At 39.5% G+C, this 15253-nt stretch carries 15 protein-coding genes; 6 read left to right on the forward strand and 9 right to left on the reverse strand.

Translation table 11 applies throughout. The annotated features are described in order from the left end of the window. Positions 1-19: 19 nt before the first annotated feature. From GGQ60_RS11065 to GGQ60_RS11085, 5 genes are all read right to left on the reverse strand, one after another. The gene (locus GGQ60_RS11065; protein ID WP_183763665.1) at positions 20-703 is read right to left on the reverse strand and encodes a DUF4290 domain-containing protein; all 684 of its coding nucleotides are present in this window, start codon (positions 701-703) and stop codon (positions 20-22) included. Between the two features lie 391 nt (positions 704-1094). After that, the gene (locus tag GGQ60_RS11070) at positions 1095-1592 is read right to left on the reverse strand and encodes a SixA phosphatase family protein (protein ID WP_183763667.1); all 498 of its coding nucleotides are present in this window, start codon (positions 1590-1592) and stop codon (positions 1095-1097) included. Then, on the reverse strand, positions 1585-2616 hold the full coding sequence (locus GGQ60_RS11075) for a glycosyltransferase family 9 protein (protein ID WP_183763670.1): 1032 nt from the start codon (positions 2614-2616) through the stop codon (positions 1585-1587). Before GGQ60_RS11075 ends, GGQ60_RS11070 begins: the two co-directional genes overlap by 8 nt. 24 nt (positions 2617-2640) lie before the next feature. Next, positions 2641-3243 carry a DUF4254 domain-containing protein gene (locus GGQ60_RS11080; protein WP_183763673.1) on the reverse strand — a complete coding sequence of 201 codons (603 nt, stop codon included), beginning with the start codon at positions 3241-3243 and terminating at the stop codon, positions 2641-2643. Positions 3244-3326: 83 nt separating this feature from the next. Beyond that, entirely contained in the window at positions 3327-5006 is a 1680-nt protein-coding gene (locus GGQ60_RS11085) for a helix-hairpin-helix domain-containing protein (protein ID WP_183763675.1), read from the reverse strand. Positions 5007-5095: 89 nt separating this feature from the next. On the opposite strand from GGQ60_RS11085, the gene GGQ60_RS11090 reads away from it, so the two are divergent. Further along, on the forward strand, positions 5096-5725 hold the full coding sequence (locus tag GGQ60_RS11090) for a hypothetical protein (RefSeq protein WP_183763678.1): 630 nt from the start codon (positions 5096-5098) through the stop codon (positions 5723-5725). A gap of 88 nt (positions 5726-5813) precedes the next feature. Here GGQ60_RS11090 and sppA read toward each other — a convergent pair whose 3' ends face one another. Then, complete coding sequence (gene sppA, locus GGQ60_RS11095; RefSeq protein ID WP_183763681.1) at positions 5814-7580, reverse strand: signal peptide peptidase SppA; 1767 nt, start codon at positions 7578-7580, stop codon at positions 5814-5816. 40 nt (positions 7581-7620) lie between these two features. Between sppA and folK the strand changes: the two genes are divergently transcribed. Then, entirely contained in the window at positions 7621-8127 is a 507-nt protein-coding gene (gene folK / locus GGQ60_RS11100) for a 2-amino-4-hydroxy-6-hydroxymethyldihydropteridine diphosphokinase (protein ID WP_183763685.1), read from the forward strand. 54 nt (positions 8128-8181) lie between these two features. On the opposite strand, the gene pssA is transcribed toward folK, so the two are convergent. After that, positions 8182-8874 (reverse strand): CDP-diacylglycerol--serine O-phosphatidyltransferase, encoded by a 693-nt coding sequence (gene pssA, locus GGQ60_RS11105; protein ID WP_183763689.1) that lies wholly within the window; start codon positions 8872-8874, stop codon positions 8182-8184. Between the two features lie 131 nt (positions 8875-9005). After that, positions 9006-10724 carry a transcription termination factor Rho gene (gene rho / locus GGQ60_RS11110; RefSeq protein WP_183763691.1) on the reverse strand — a complete coding sequence of 573 codons (1719 nt, stop codon included), beginning with the start codon at positions 10722-10724 and terminating at the stop codon, positions 9006-9008. A 421-nt stretch (positions 10725-11145) separates the two neighbouring features. On the opposite strand from rho, the gene pyrF reads away from it, so the two are divergent. From pyrF to GGQ60_RS11130, 4 genes are all read left to right on the forward strand, one after another. Continuing rightward, positions 11146-11976: an orotidine-5'-phosphate decarboxylase gene (pyrF, locus tag GGQ60_RS11115; RefSeq protein WP_183763694.1), complete on the forward strand. Its 831-nt coding sequence runs from the start codon at positions 11146-11148 to the stop codon at positions 11974-11976. Positions 11977-12135: 159 nt separating this feature from the next. Continuing rightward, positions 12136-13419 (forward strand): DUF2851 family protein, encoded by a 1284-nt coding sequence (locus GGQ60_RS11120; RefSeq protein ID WP_183763697.1) that lies wholly within the window; start codon positions 12136-12138, stop codon positions 13417-13419. Positions 13420-13471: 52 nt separating this feature from the next. Then, on the forward strand, positions 13472-13687 hold the full coding sequence (locus GGQ60_RS11125) for a hypothetical protein (protein WP_183763700.1): 216 nt from the start codon (positions 13472-13474) through the stop codon (positions 13685-13687). Between the two features lie 139 nt (positions 13688-13826). Then, complete coding sequence (locus tag GGQ60_RS11130) at positions 13827-14045, forward strand: PspC domain-containing protein (protein ID WP_183763703.1); 219 nt, start codon at positions 13827-13829, stop codon at positions 14043-14045. Between the two features lie 76 nt (positions 14046-14121). Here GGQ60_RS11130 and GGQ60_RS11135 read toward each other — a convergent pair whose 3' ends face one another. Continuing rightward, complete coding sequence (locus GGQ60_RS11135; protein ID WP_183763706.1) at positions 14122-14778, reverse strand: ankyrin repeat domain-containing protein; 657 nt, start codon at positions 14776-14778, stop codon at positions 14122-14124. Positions 14779-15253 lie beyond the last annotated feature (475 nt).

The following is a 15253-nucleotide window of genomic DNA, read 5'->3' on the forward strand; positions in this document are numbered from 1 at the left end:
CTGTCTTTTACCTTTTCCTTTAATATTTAGATTTATTGTTGTTGTTACGTTGACGGTTATTGTTGTTCTGACGGTTTTTTCCGTTGTTGTTATTGTTGTTGCTCCTGCCGCGGTTATTGTTGTTATTATTGTTTTGACGCGAATTTTGAGCCCTGAATTCAACTTTAGCTAAGTTAACACCTTCATCAAGCGATAATAATCCACCCGAAAGGTATTTTAAATCCTTAATGATGGTATCGTCACTCACATTGTCTTTATTCCAGGTAACGTAAGCCATTTTCATAAAATTTGCAATGCTCTGTACCATGGCCTTTTTAATTTCGGGATCTTCTTCGCGCATGGCCTTTTCAATCAGGTTTTCAACCGTTTTGCCATAATGTTTATAGGTAATGCGTTGTTGAGGGTAAGCCAATGGCTCCGGTTTGATAAAGGCATTTTCTTCCAATGGCTTTGGATAGGGGCTGTCTACATCAATTTTATAGCCCGAAATAATGTGGAGGTGATCCCACAGTTTGTGTTTAAAATCGGCAACATCACGTAGGTGCGGTTGCAAAAATCCCATCAGGTCTATTACGGCCTGGGCATATTTATTACGTTCTTCAATGGTTGGTAATTCGCATATATACTTTACCATGTTCTGTACGTTGCGGCCATACTCCGATAAAATTAAATGGCTACGCGTGGTGTTATAGTCAAAACTCATGTATAGATAAATTAATGGATAAATATTCCGGCGATACGAATTATGAAATAACCAGAAGAGTTTAGGTTATGAATTCACCGAAATGTCTATTGCCGGACTTTTCGTTATTGTGTTGTCAAAGATAATTCTTTTAATGACAAAAGAGATTGTTTTTTATTTTTTTTGAAAAACGAACGGTTTGTAGTTCTTGGCTTCTTCAGCCCCGTTATTCGCTGTAGTCCCGATGAAGCACCGGGAGCTGCCGCTACTACCGGGTTTATTTAACTGTGGATAGTGCTGGTCGGGAAAACCTTTCCAGCGCCAATTCGTTGGTAAATCTGTGCTTCCACGAACAAATATCTAAACTGTTTATTAGCTTTAATGTCCTTAATTCCTGAGTGGCAGAAGAAATCTAAACTTCATCACTATTCTTAGGGTAATCAAAAAACACCAGTTCACCTGTGCCCTTGCTTATCATTTGCCAGGAGTCAAAAGGAAAAGAAATTAATGCCATACCGGAAGTTGGGATATTGTAAATGTCGCTACCGCTCAGTTCATTTGCAAAATCGGTAAAACCAGGGTTATGCCCAAACATCATTACAGTATTTGCATCATCAGGCAGGTGGTTTACCACATTTAACAAAGTACGGGTACTTGCTTCATAAATGCTTTCTTCATATTGGATCTGATCTAGATGATAAGCCTCTGCAAAATACTTGGCTGTAGATTTTGCCCGTTTTGCCGGACTGCTTACTATAAGATCGAATGTAAACCCGCGATTAATTAATCTTTCGGCCATTTCTGGTGCATTTTCTTTACCCCGTTTATTTAAGGGGCGATCGAAATCTTTTAAATCTAAATTTCCCCAATCCGATTTTCCATGACGGACCAATAGTAACTGCTTAGCCATTTAGTTTTTCTTTAATTTTATTTACAATTGTTTCCGGCTTAATTAAGTCTATACAGTTTTCAACACCGCAGAGGCAAGGTTTGTTTCCATAAATAGAATTTGGCCTGGCAGGATGGTCAATCTGGATGCAGTCGCTTTCCAGTTGTCCATAACCGAGGAAGCCCGCGTAAGGATGGGTTGGCCCCCATACCGAAACCACCGGAACACCAACAAGTGATGCCATATGCATACCTGATGAGTCCATGCTCAACATCACATCTAAGTTGGATATGATGGCCAGTTCCTCTGTTAAATTAAAAGTCCCAATTAAATTATAAGTGTTTTTGTAGGTTTTAGCCCATTTTTCGGCAATTACCTTTTCTTTTTCACCTCCACCAAATATAAAAAGCTCATAGCCCATCCCTGTTAATGAGGCAATTACCTCCTCCATTTTTTCTAAAGCATATACTTTATAAATATGCTGTGCAAAAGGGGAGATACCTACTTTTTTAGCAGTTTTATTCGTAAACAAATGATGTGCTTTTGCCGGAATCTCTAAGGGAGACTTATTTATTTTATGGCTGAGTGTAATATTAAAACCCAATTGGCGGAAAACATCTGCATAACGTTCAACAGTTTTTCTGAGGGGTTTAAATATCTTATTGTTGAGGCGTATGAGCGCTTTTTTCTCAGCCCTTCCTTTATCTATCCGCTTAATTTCTGTTCCCGTTAAACGAAAAAAGGCAGAAATGGCCCTGCTTCTTAAATTATCGTGTAAATCTGCTACGGCATCTGGCTTGTAGGTGCAAAGCTCCCTGTAAAGTTTATACAGGCCAACTATCCCTTTATGGATTGTTTTTGGCTGTATGGGATGGAAGATGAGATGGGGAATATGATCAAAAAATGGTTTAAAGGCCGGCCGGCTTACCATAATGAGCTCAACTGTCGGGTTTTGTTCTGAAAATTCCCGTAAAACCGAAGCCACCATGGCTACATCGCCCATTGCCGAAAAACGTAAAACAATGATTTTTTGGTTCGATGACATGAATTTCGTTTTCGGCTTTGGTCTTTATGCTTTGTTATACAATACCGGATTTAAACTCGGATCGTTGTACATTTTCATTTGTTTGTACACTTTCATGTATTTTTTACCGGCTTCGATATCAGCCAATAACTCGTCAATACTTGTTGAAAGGTCTTCACGCTGCGATAACAGTACATTGAGTTTAGTTTGGCATTGTGCACGGTGTTCAGCAGATGCGCTTTCACGTTCGGCCTCTTCCTGCATATGGTAAATTTTTAGTGCCAGTATAGAAAGTCTGTCTATTGCCCAGGCCGGACTTTCGGTATTGATTTTGGCATCGGGTAAAGCCTGAACGTCTTTATAAAGGTTTAAAAAATAGCCGTCTATAAATTCTACCATATCGGTACGTACCTGGTTTTGTGCATCGATGCGCCTTTTCCAGCTTAAGCCTTCAACAGGGTCAATCTGGGGGTTACGCACTACATCTTCCATGTGCCATTGGGCAGTATCAATCCAGTTTTTAATGTAAAAAAGATGCTCTAAACTTTCAGCATCGTATGGGTTTTCAACCGGGTGGTCAATGTCATCAAACTGGTGGTAGTCTGTAATTACCTGATTAAATATACGGTTGGCAATTTCACTTATCATGGGGCAAAGTTATGGTTTTTTACCACAGATTTTCACAGATACACAGATTTAAACTTATCCGTGTTTATCCTTTTTATCTGTGGTTAATTTGTTTTTTTGTGGTTAAAGTAAGCTGTAATTTCTTCCAAAGAGAAAGCATTTAAACATTTATCAGTACTTAAGCCACCTTTGCGGGCTACCAGAATGCCGTAATGCATATCGTGGAAACCTTCGGTACGGTGTGCATCGGGGTTTACCGACAATAAAACACCTTTTTCGAGTGCATAACGGTGCCAGCGCCAGTCTAGATCTAAACGTAGCGGATTGGCATTGATTTCGATTACTACCTGGTTGGCCGCACAGGCATCGATAATTTTTTTGTAATCGATGGGGTATCCGGCTCTGCCTAGCAATAAACGACCGGTTGGATGACCTAAAATAGTCGTGTATGGGTTTTCGATAGCTTTTAACAACCGTGCCGTTGCTTTGGCTTCGTCCATGCGCAGGTTACTGTGCACGGAGGCGACCACAAAATCGAATGTTTTTAGAATGTCTTCAGCATAATCGAGCGATCCATCACTTAAAATATCGCTTTCAATCCCCTTAAAAATTTTAAACGGCGCGAGTTTTTTATTCAGTTCGTCTATTTCCTGGTGCTGGTCTAAAACTCTCTGTTCGTTCAGGCCTTTGGCATATACTGCAGTTTTAGAGTGATCGCAGATTCCTAAATACTGAAGATTTAAGTTCTCCTTGCAATACATGGCCATTTGTTCTAAAGTGTGTACACCATCGCTCCAGGTAGAGTGGTTATGCAAACTGCCTTTTAAATCTTCATATTGGATCAGTTTGGGGAGTTTGTTTGATTTGGCCAGTTCAATTTCGTCAAAATCTTCACGCAGTTCGGGCTCGATAAAAGCCAATCCAGCTTTGCTGTAAATTTCTTCTTCATTTGCGAAAGGGCCATTACCCGCTAAAGCCAGTACTTTTTCAACGTGTCCGGCATTTCCGGTTAAAGTAAACCATTGTAAATAAAAAGATGTTTTTTCTGCCACATCGATTTTAATCCTGAGGCCAGCCTCAGTGGTACAAATGAACGAGTTCCCGGCTTCAATAAGCGAAAGTGTTTCGAAAGCAGGCAAGCTTTGTTTTATGGCATCAGTATTTTCAGTGCCGATTACGATTTCGAGTTCATCAATAATTTCGCATGCCCTGCGGTATTGACCAGCAAAGCCCAAAAGTGCATTTCCATCAATATTGGCCACCCAGGCAGAAAGTTGGGTAAACAAAGTTTTGGCAAAACCTTCAACCTGTGCATATAAAAACCTGCCATTGGCAGCCAACTTAAACTCAATTGCATTTTTAATTTCTTCCTGTGTTTTTAACCCGAAGCCCTTGGCTTCAATCAGGCGGTTTTCATTACAGGCGTAATAGAGTTCACCGATACTCTCTATCCCAAGCGTTCGCCAAATAATGAAAATCTTTTTTGGACCGATACCTTTAATGCCGAGCATTTCGACCACGCCCTCAGGTGTTCTTTCGAGGATTTCGTTAAGTTCCTGTAATGCTCCGGTTTGAAGAAGTTCTACTATTTTAGAAGCCAAACCTTTACCTATGCCTTCTATTTTATCCAGTTCATCAAGGGGTTTGTCTTTTAAGGCAAAAGGAAGTTTGTCTACTTTAAAATAGGCATTTGCAACTGATTTAATCTTAAAAGGATTTTCTTCATGCAGTTCCATGAGCTGCGATAAAAGGCGTAAAGTGCGGGCGATGGTCTTATTTTCCATAAGGGGTAAAATTAGGAAATAATGCCCCAAATTTTAATCAAGCTTGTTGTTTTCTAAACACAATTTTATTAAGGCGTTGTTTTACTGTTATGAAAGCTATAAAAACCGTTCTGGTAGGGTTGAGTATAAGTCTGCTTGCCTGCCAAACTGCAAATAAACCAGATGAAAATAAGGCAGATTCAGTAAAAAATACCTCTGCTGGTACTATGCAACCCGTAGATGAACGGTTTTTGGTGGTTCCCGGCCGGTCGGTTGGTGAAATAGCTCTTGGTGAAGATATGGCACAGGTTGGTCAAAAGCTTGGAAGACCAGATGCCGGCGATGCCGCGATGGGAAAGGCCTGGGGGATTTGGTACAGCGGCGATTCTACGGCTAAACAGCGGGATGAAATTGCCGTTTATTCTTCTTACCGCGATACCAGTATGCGCATAAAAGACGTAAAACAGATCAGGATTACCTCAAATACGTTCAAAACAAAGGATGGTTTGGCAACTGGTGCTACTTTTAAAGATATTCAGCCGAAATTCCCAAACATCGAAAAAATTTCGACCTATTTAAACGAAAATAAAGATACCGTAACAATTTATGATGCCAAAACAGATGGAATTGGTTTCGAATTTTTAAAAGGGAAAAGCATTTCTTTAACGGTACATCCGGTAAATACTGCGCTTAACCAAACTTATTTAACCTTGCATCCAGAATGGAAAATAGTGGAATGATTTAAGAGGTGAAATGGAAAATGGGTGATGTAGCGATATTTTCATTTCCCACCCTCCATTTTCCATCTTACGTTATTTCGATCTTACATTATTTTATAACCGCTTCAAATGGCATCCTGGCCTGGATGCCGGAGCTTGCGATTACCTTTTTCATTTGTTGATAAAGCATATAGTTATCGCCAAGTTCCTGTTTGGTGTAATAGGTTTTAATTTTGTTGGTGCCATCCTCCATCAGCGATTTCAAAGGATCGATCACATCAGGATATTCCACCACCTTATATTTCTTCAACTTCGCCTTTTTAGCAGCAGCTTTAATGGCATCGTTAAAACTTCCGATCTTATCTGCCAGGCCAATCTGAACAGCATCCGTACCGATCCAGACATGGCCACCGCCAATGCTGTCGATATAGGCTTTACTTTTCTTTCTGCCATCGGCTACTCTGCTTACAAAACCGCTGTAAATTCTATTTAATTCATTTTGTATAATAAACCTTTCTCCTTCCGTCATAGGGCGGTTTGTGGCCATTATATCGGCATATTTACCGGTTTTAACACCATCAAAGGTAATTCCCAGTTTGTTGGTCATTAAGTTTTGAAAGTTCGGGATAATACCAAATACCCCAATAGAACCCGTAATGGTATTGGGCTGAACAAAGATGCTATCGGCTGCACAGCCAATATAGTACCCGCCCGATGCGGCTACATCACCGAAAGATGCAATAACCGGTTTCTCTTTTTTGGTCAATACTATCTCTCTCCAGATCACATCTGAAGCCAGTGCGCTGCCTCCCGGTGAGTTTACACGGAGCACTACCGCTTTAATATCGTCATCTAAGCGGGCCTTCCTGATTGCTCTGGAAATCCGTTCTGAACCGATCTGGTTATCAGAACCTTCACCTCCGCTAATTTCTCCGTTGGCATAAATTACAGCCACTTTATCTTTTCCTTCGCCTGTATCGGTATTGTTCTTTGCGTAATCGTTAATAGAAACCGAACGGATATTTTCGCCCCTGGTTCTTCCCGATAAGCCCTTCAATTCTTCTAAAATCTCATCTTTATATTTTAAAGCGTCAATCATTTTAAAATTTACGGCATCCTGTGGCTGTTGAACTTTATAGTTATCGGCAATAGCGTAAAGACTATCTTTCTGAATGTTTCTGCTCAACGCAATATCAGATAAAAAGGTATTGTACAATCCGCCAACGTAAGCGGTAACCTGTTTACGGTTATAGTCGCTCATTTTATCTAAGATGAAGGGCTCAACGGCACTTTTATAGTTTCCTACGCGGATCACCTGCATTTCTACACCAACTTTTTCTAAAGTGCCTTTAAAAAAGGTGAGTTCGGAACTAAAACCTTTAAATTCTAATGCGCCTTCCGGATTTAAGTATACTTTATCCGCCACCGAAGCGATGTAATAGGCAGCCTGTGTATAAACTTCGCTGTAAGCAATAATTTTTTTATGCGATTTTTTAAAATCGATCAATGCGTTTCTCACTTCGCGCAAGGTAGCATAACCGGCATTCGGGCTGCTCACATTAATGTAAATGCACTTAATATTATCGTCTGTTTTGGCTTTTTGTAAGGCTTTGATAAAATCGTTCAAACCTATACCATCTTTTTCTTCACTTCCAACTATAGGCAGGTTCCCGAACGGATTTTTTGGAGTACGCTCGGTAATGGCCTGGTCTAAATTCAGAAACAATACCGAGTTGTTAGATACAACAACTGTTTTGTCGCTATCAATTGAAGAAATTAAACCAACAACAACTACGAAGCAGATAATAAATACAATGATTAACGATACGAAAAAGCCCAGGATAGAGGCAAATAAATACTTAAAGAATTCTCTCATTTAAATGTTTTAATTTTGTGCAGTAAAGATATAAAAATACATGATGCTTAATAAAGCTTTAGAGTGCAATACGGTTTATTTGTTACTCGGTGGAAATTTGGGGAGTAGGGAAGAAAATTTAAAACGGGCCATTGCACTATTGGATGAGAAAATTGGCAAGGTAATATCGGTTTCTTCGTTGTACGAAACTGCAGCCTGGGGCAAAACCGATCAGCCTGCATTTTTAAACCAGGCAGTGGCTTTGCAAACCAATTTAAGCGCTTTAGAAGTCTTAGACCGGGCATTAAGTATTGAAGGGGAATTGGGAAGGATAAGAAAAGATAAATGGGGAGAAAGGTTAATTGATATAGACCTGATCCTTTTTGGTAATGAAATCATCCATGTACCCGATAAGCTTCAGGTACCCCACCCGCATATGCAAAACCGGAAATTTGTAATGGAACCATTAGCTGAGATTGCACCTGATGTGGTACATCCTGTGCTGGGAGAAACAATTTTATCGATCTTTCTCCATATTAAAGATCCCCTTGAGGTTAAAAAGCTGTAATTAAGCAGATTTATATCAGGTCCACCCGGCGCTTATCCTTTACCGAACGAAAAGCTAAACCTTATTGGTAGGGGCTACGCCCTTAAAATGAAGAAAAGATAACGCAATATACAATACCAAAACGAAAGGTATTGCTGCGAATTTTAGAAAAGCAATCAGGATAACCGATAGAATAAGAAAGATAAATCTGACCTTGTTTTTTGCCCAGCTTAGATTGCTGAATTTTAAAGAAAATATCCTGATTTCGCTTACCAGCAAAAAACAGGTTACAGCAGTGATGGCAATGAGCAATATGCCCGAGTAAACTACTTGTGGGTAATCAGCCGCAACATAAGGCAAAGAGCAGATAAACAGCGTATTCATCGGCGTGTTTAAGCCAATAAAATCTTCTGTCTGGCGGGCATCATTATTAAATTTAGCCAATCTTAATGCCGAGAAAACAGTGATTAAAAAACCCAGATAAGGAAGGTAAGCAGAAGGATAATCACTTAATTTTAACAACTGGAACATCATTGCGCCCGGCAAAAATCCAAAGCTAACCATGTCGGCCAATGAATCGAGGTCTTTCCCAATGGCCGATTTCACATTTAACAAACGGGCCACCATACCATCAAAGAAATCGAATATTCCAGATAAAATAACGAAATATGCTGCAGTTTCTAAATTGCCTTTAAAAGCAAAAACGATTCCGATACAACCAGAAAAGAGGTTTAAACAGGTAATCGCATTAGGAAGATGCCTTTTCATAAGGTTTAAGGTGTGGGATTTAAGGTGTAGGGTTTTGGATGCAAATCTAGCATAAAACCTTTAAAGCTGTAAGACTTAAGACACCAAATAGGAAGCCTTAAGCCTTATGCCTTTTACCTTTCGGCCTTAATTTAGCTGTTCATCGAAATTAAGAACTCTTCGTTACTTTTTGTTCCTTTTATTTGAGATTGAACAAATTCCATTGCCTCCTGACTGTTCATATCGGCCAGGTGGTTACGTAAAATCCATACACGCTGTAAGGTATCCCTGTCGTGTAATAAATCGTCGCGACGTGTGCTTGATGCAGTAATATCAATTGCAGGGAAAATACGTTTGTTAGATAATTTACGGTCTAACTGAAGCTCCATGTTACCGGTTCCCTTAAATTCTTCGAAGATCACCTCATCCATTTTAGAACCTGTATCGGTTAAGGCTGTAGCTAAAATGGTCAGTGAACCGCCATTTTCAATATTACGGGCCGCACCGAAGAAACGTTTTGGTTTATGTAAAGCATTCGCATCAACACCACCTGATAATATTTTACCCGATGCCGGTGCAGTGGTATTATATGCACGGGCCAAACGTGTAATCGAGTCTAAAAGAATTACCACGTCGTGTCCGCTTTCTACCAAACGTTTCGATTTCTCTAAAACTATATTGGCAATTTTAACGTGACGCTCAGCCGGTTCATCAAAAGTTGAGGCAATTACCTCGGCCCTTACGCTACGGGCCATATCGGTAACCTCTTCCGGGCGCTCATCGATCAATAAGATAATCAGGTAAACTTCCGGGTGGTTTTTGGCAATTGCGTTGGCCACTTCTTTTAATAAATTGGTTTTACCCGTTTTAGGCTGGGCAACAATTAAACCGCGCTGTCCTTTACCAATCGGCGTAAATAAATCCATAATACGGGTAGAATAATTATTCGTATCCGTAAACAGGTTTAATCTTTCGGTTGGGAAAAGTGGTGTTAAATAGTCAAAAGGAACGCGATCGCGAACTTCAGCCGGAATTCTGCCGTTAATCGTTTCTACGCGAACCAACGGGAAATATTTTTCGCCTTCTTTTGGCGGGCGGATACTTCCTTTAACGGTATCGCCGGTTTTTAATCCAAAAAGTTTTATTTGAGACTGAGATACATAAATATCATCAGGAGAAGTTAAGTAGTTGTAATCTGCAGAGCGCAAGAAACCGTAACCATCAGGCATAATTTCTAAAACACCTTCATTTGTAATTACGTTATCGAAATCCAGGTTAGAGTAACTGTTTTCGTTTTTGTGGTGGTTGCCACCGCCCGGTTGTTTTTGCTGGCGGTTTTCATCACGTTGTGGTTTTTCCTGTTTTTCTTTTGGCTCTTGTTTTTGTTTTGGCGCTACCGGAAGTACTTCTGCACTTTCTTCCAGTAAAGCTGATATAGGTTTTACACTTTCTTCAGCTTCAATAATCCTGTCGGGCTGTTGCTGATGCTGAGGTTCGTCAAATAACGTTACCGCATCTTTTCTTCTTGCGGTTGACGCCGCTGCGGTATCATCTTTAGGTAATCGTGCTCTTTTTTTAACAGGTTTATCAGCGGTGGCAGCAATAGGCTTATCGGCTACCACTGCAGAAACTGCCGCAGTTTTTGATGCTTTAGCCGCTTTGGTTTTAGGTGCAGGCGTATTTACAAGGGGCTCGATTTCGCTATATGGATCTGCGCCGGCTTTAGCGGCATTTATGATGTCCTGTTGGTGTAAAAGTACTTCAACAAGGTCTATTTTTCTTAGGGAGTCGGCACCTTCAATGCCATAGCTTTTTGCCAGCTCACGTAATTCTGTTGTGAGCTTATCATTTAATTCTGTTTTACTAAACATTCTAAATATATATGTTTCAAGAAATTTTTCATTTGTTTATAACGGACGTTTTCTGTTATAAATCTACACAGGCCTAAAAATATTTGTGTTAGCGCAAGCCTGGTTTTTATTGTGTATAAGTTCTTTGGCTATAAAACATAAATGAGTGCATTAGGGATAATGTTCAAAGTGTTTCATAATTGTTTATAAGCTGAACAAAAGCAATTTTTGCTTTTAAAAAATGGTAACAAAAAACAAGTTTTGATAAATTTTTCTGGGATATTCAGATAAACGGTTGAGAAATTATGTTGCAATTGTATGTATTTGAAACGTAATCTGCAAGCAAAAGTTTAAAATGTTTATAAAAATAATTCTGATGGGGATTATTTTATCGTTCAGAAAAACTTAAAAATCTTCATATTTGCAGCAAATAAGCCCATATATGACAAAGCAGCAACTTTTTGAGCGGATACAAAAAAAACGTTCGTTTTTATGTGTCGGATTGGATTCCTCATTAGATAAGATCCCGAAACACCTGTTAAAATATGAAAATCCGATCTTGGAATTCAATAAACAGATTATTGATGCAACTCATGATTTGTGTGTGGCTTATAAGCCCAATACCGCTTTTTACGAGTGTTATGGTAAAAAGGGTTGGGAAACTCTGATCGAAACCTCGAAATACATTCCACAGGATGTTTTTTCTATTGCAGATGCCAAGCGTGGCGATATTGGAAATACTTCTGCCATGTATGCCGAAACTTTTTTTAATCCGGCATCATCCGAGATGAGTTTTGATTCGGTTACCGTAGCACCTTACATGGGTAGCGATTCGATCACGCCGTTTTTAAATTTTAAAGGTAAATGGGTAATCCTTTTGGCTTTAACATCTAACAGTGGGCATGCCGATTTTCAGTTACAGGAGGTAGGCCAGGATAAACTTTTCGAAAAAGTGATTAAAACCTCACAAAACTGGGCAACTGATGAGCAGATGATGTATGTAGTAGGGGCAACCCGTGGAGCAGCTTTTGGCGATGTACGTAAACTGGCACCCACCCACTTCCTCCTGGTACCCGGTATTGGCGCGCAGGGGGGCGATTTGAATGAAGTATGTAAATATGGGTTAAATGCGCAATGCGGATTACTGATCAACTCATCAAGAGGAATTATTTACGCCGGCCAGGGTGAGGACTTTGCCGAAAGGGCAAGGGAAGAAGCTTTAAAACTGCAACAGGAAATGGAGCAGATTTTGATCAAAGCGGGGTTGGTATAAAAAAAATCATATCAGTTGTCATATTGAGCCTGTATAAATGTACCCTGATGAGGTTAATGGCTTTTTCATGTGCCAAAAAATCCTAACTACTCCAAAGCAGCACAGAATTTAAACTGATAAGTTAGTTGTAGCCAAATAATAAATTCATTATCTTCAAGGATGAATTTTCCGGAAGATTTTCTTCATTATGTATGGCAGTTCAGGTCGTTTGATTATAGCGGGCTGCACACTGTAGCGGGAGAAAGTTTAAAAATTATCAATCCGGGATTGCTCAATAAAAACGCCGGACCGGATTTTTTTCATGCGAAGATCGAAATCGATGGTACCACCTGGGCGGGCAATGTAGAAATCCACCTCCGGTCGTCAGATTGGTTAAAACACCATCACCAGAAAAACCCTGCTTACGAGAATGTGATTTTGCATGTGGTTTACGAACATGATGCCGAAATTAAAAGAATGGATCAAACGGTATTACCTGTACTCGAGTTAAAAAACCGCATTTCTGCCGATCTGATCAAAAAATATGAAAACCTGTTCCTTACCCTTACCGATTTTCCCTGTATTGCTCAGATCGGAACCGTTGATCCACTGATTGTTGATTCTTTTTTAGCCAGAACCCTGATCGAACGTTTCGAGCTAAAAACAAATGCTGTGATCGAAACCCTGAATGAATTAAATGGGAATTGGGAGGAGACTTTCTACCGTTTTATGGCACGTAATTTCGGATTCAAGATCAATGCACTGCCTTTCGAAATGATTGCGAAAGCAGTTCCACAGCATATTTATTCGAAGCATAAAAATAACCCGTATCAGATTGAAGCCATGGTTTTTGGTGCAGCAGGATTTTTAACTGATCAGTTCGAAGAAGAGTATCCTCGAAAGCTAAAAGCCGAATTCGCGTTTCTCAGGAAGAAGTACAACATTGAACCTGTAGAGGTTTCGGTATGGAAATTTATGCGCATGCGGCCACAGAATTTCCCAACCATCAGGCTGGCACAGTTTGCAGCGCTAATGGTAAAGGCGAACCATCTTTTTTCTAAAATTATGGAGATCAAAGAGGTTAATGATTTGCGTATCCTATTCGAAAAACTGCCTGTAAACGATTACTGGAAAACGCATTATCATTTTAAAAAAGAAGCCCCCGGTGTAAACATACAGATCGGTAAAGATTCGGTAGATAATATTCTCCTTAATACCGTTGCCTTATTTTTGTTTGCCTATGGCAAATACACCGCTACCCAGTTTTACATCAGCAGGGCAATAAAGTTGCTGGAAAGCCTGCCGGCTGAAGAAAATGCAATTACCGGTAAATTTAGAGGAGCCGGAGTAAAAATCGGACATGCATTTGCTTCTCAGGGCATTTTGCAGCTAAAAAAGCAATATTGTAATGAGAAAAAATGCTTATCTTGTGGTATTGGAATTAAAATTTTAAAGCAGGCCTGATCAGATTCTGAAGCCTGATAAAACTTTCTAACTTATAATCCGTTTTTATAGTATGGAATTTCCTCACGAGTTAAAAGAACTTTATCCCGATCAGATTATTGAAGTTAGGGGCAATGCCGATGCCTTAACCGTTATATTAAATAAAGGTGTTGATATCTACCAATTTAAAATGAAATTGATCCAAAATTTTTCCGGCCTGGAAGAGCCGCAGACGCTTTTTATTAAACATGAAGATAAACAGGATTTTGAAAAACTGGTTTTGGAGTAATTGAAGCCGGTATGCTATTGAATAATTAACCGATTATTATTCCTAAATTAGAGTAAAGAAAAAGAAACCAGGTCATGTGAATCCGGTTTCCTGTTATTTATCTTGCGATATGTGATTAAGATTTTAAAACGAGCTTAAAATGTTCCAAAGAATTATAACCTATTTCGAACAGCAGAGTTTTGGCGTTTCTACTTATTTGGCTAACAAGTTAAACATGAGTACAGCTAAAGTTCGTTTGTTTTTTATCTATTCCTCTTTTCTAGCGGTGGGTTTTCCGATATTATTCTATTTTTTGGCAGCTGTTGTGCTCGATATCAGGACTTATATCAAAAGAATGCGGCTAAGGATCTGGGAATAATGTAAGCGGTAATATGGACGATGGAAAATGGTTAACAAATCAGACTTTTGACTAAAGACACACCACTCCAGACTAACTAATCATCATCTCTCAAAATCTCTGCAATTTCATGAAAACCTTTCTCTGCGGCTAAATCTGCAGGTAGTTTTCCGCCTTCCATACGTAAAGAAACTTCTGCACCGTGTTCTAACAATAAAATAATCAATTCTATATTGCCTAGCTGTGCTGCGGTATGTAAAGGAGCCAATCCTGCTTTCTGGCAAACGTTCGGATATGCACCCGCATCCAGCAGCATTTTGGTAATATTGAAATTGTTAGCTGCAACTGCCGAGTGGATCGGAAATACATTAAATCCATTTTTTGAAGCCAGGTTAACATCTGCACCTTTCAGTACCAAAAAACGGGCTAATTCTTCATGCCCAAAATAGCAGGCAAGACCGAGCGGGGTGAATCCATCATCAGAAAATTCGTTTACGCGCTCCGGGTTTTGAAAAACAGCTAGGGTAGCCGCATCGAATTTACCTACTGCACAGGCTTCAAACAAGGTTAAATTATCGGTAAACTCGGCAATTAAATCGGCTATTTCTTGCTTTTTATAGTAGCAGGCCAGTAACAGGGGCGAAATTTGATGAGAAGTATTCGTATTTGCCAATTTGGGGTTTTCTACCAAAATTTGCTTTACTGCCTGTAAGTTTCCGGCCTCAATTTGTTCTTCGAGCTGCGCTATTCCCATAATATTATTTAAAAATCGACTTAAATTACCAAAAATTAAGGAATTGTAAACTTTATTGTCTAAATATATATAGTGTAGGGCAAATTAACAAAGATCAAAACCCCGCAGGTTTCAAAAACCTGCGGGGTTTTGATCCTAAGTCTAAAGTCCTTAAGAATTACAGGCCTGTGTTAAATAAACTTGATAGAACGGAAAGCCCGGAGCGAAGAAATGAGTGAGGACTTGTAGTGATAGCAGGACTATCGTAACCGAAGTGCACAGAACCCTGCTTTTTCAAAATAATATGACCATCTTAACCTTCTCTTCAGAACTTTAAAAATAAATTAAACGACGAGTTAAACCTATAATGTCTCTACAAATAAAGATTAAGGGTTTGCTATCTTTGCCTTGATGGTTTGTGGCCTGCTCGTTTTTACAATCAAAAGCACCAGGCCAAGAATTTACAGAGCTCATTATACTTTGAAAACAAAAATCA

The organism is Pedobacter zeae (assembly GCF_014196715.1).
GTDB lineage: Bacteria > Bacteroidota > Bacteroidia > Sphingobacteriales > Sphingobacteriaceae > Pedobacter > Pedobacter zeae.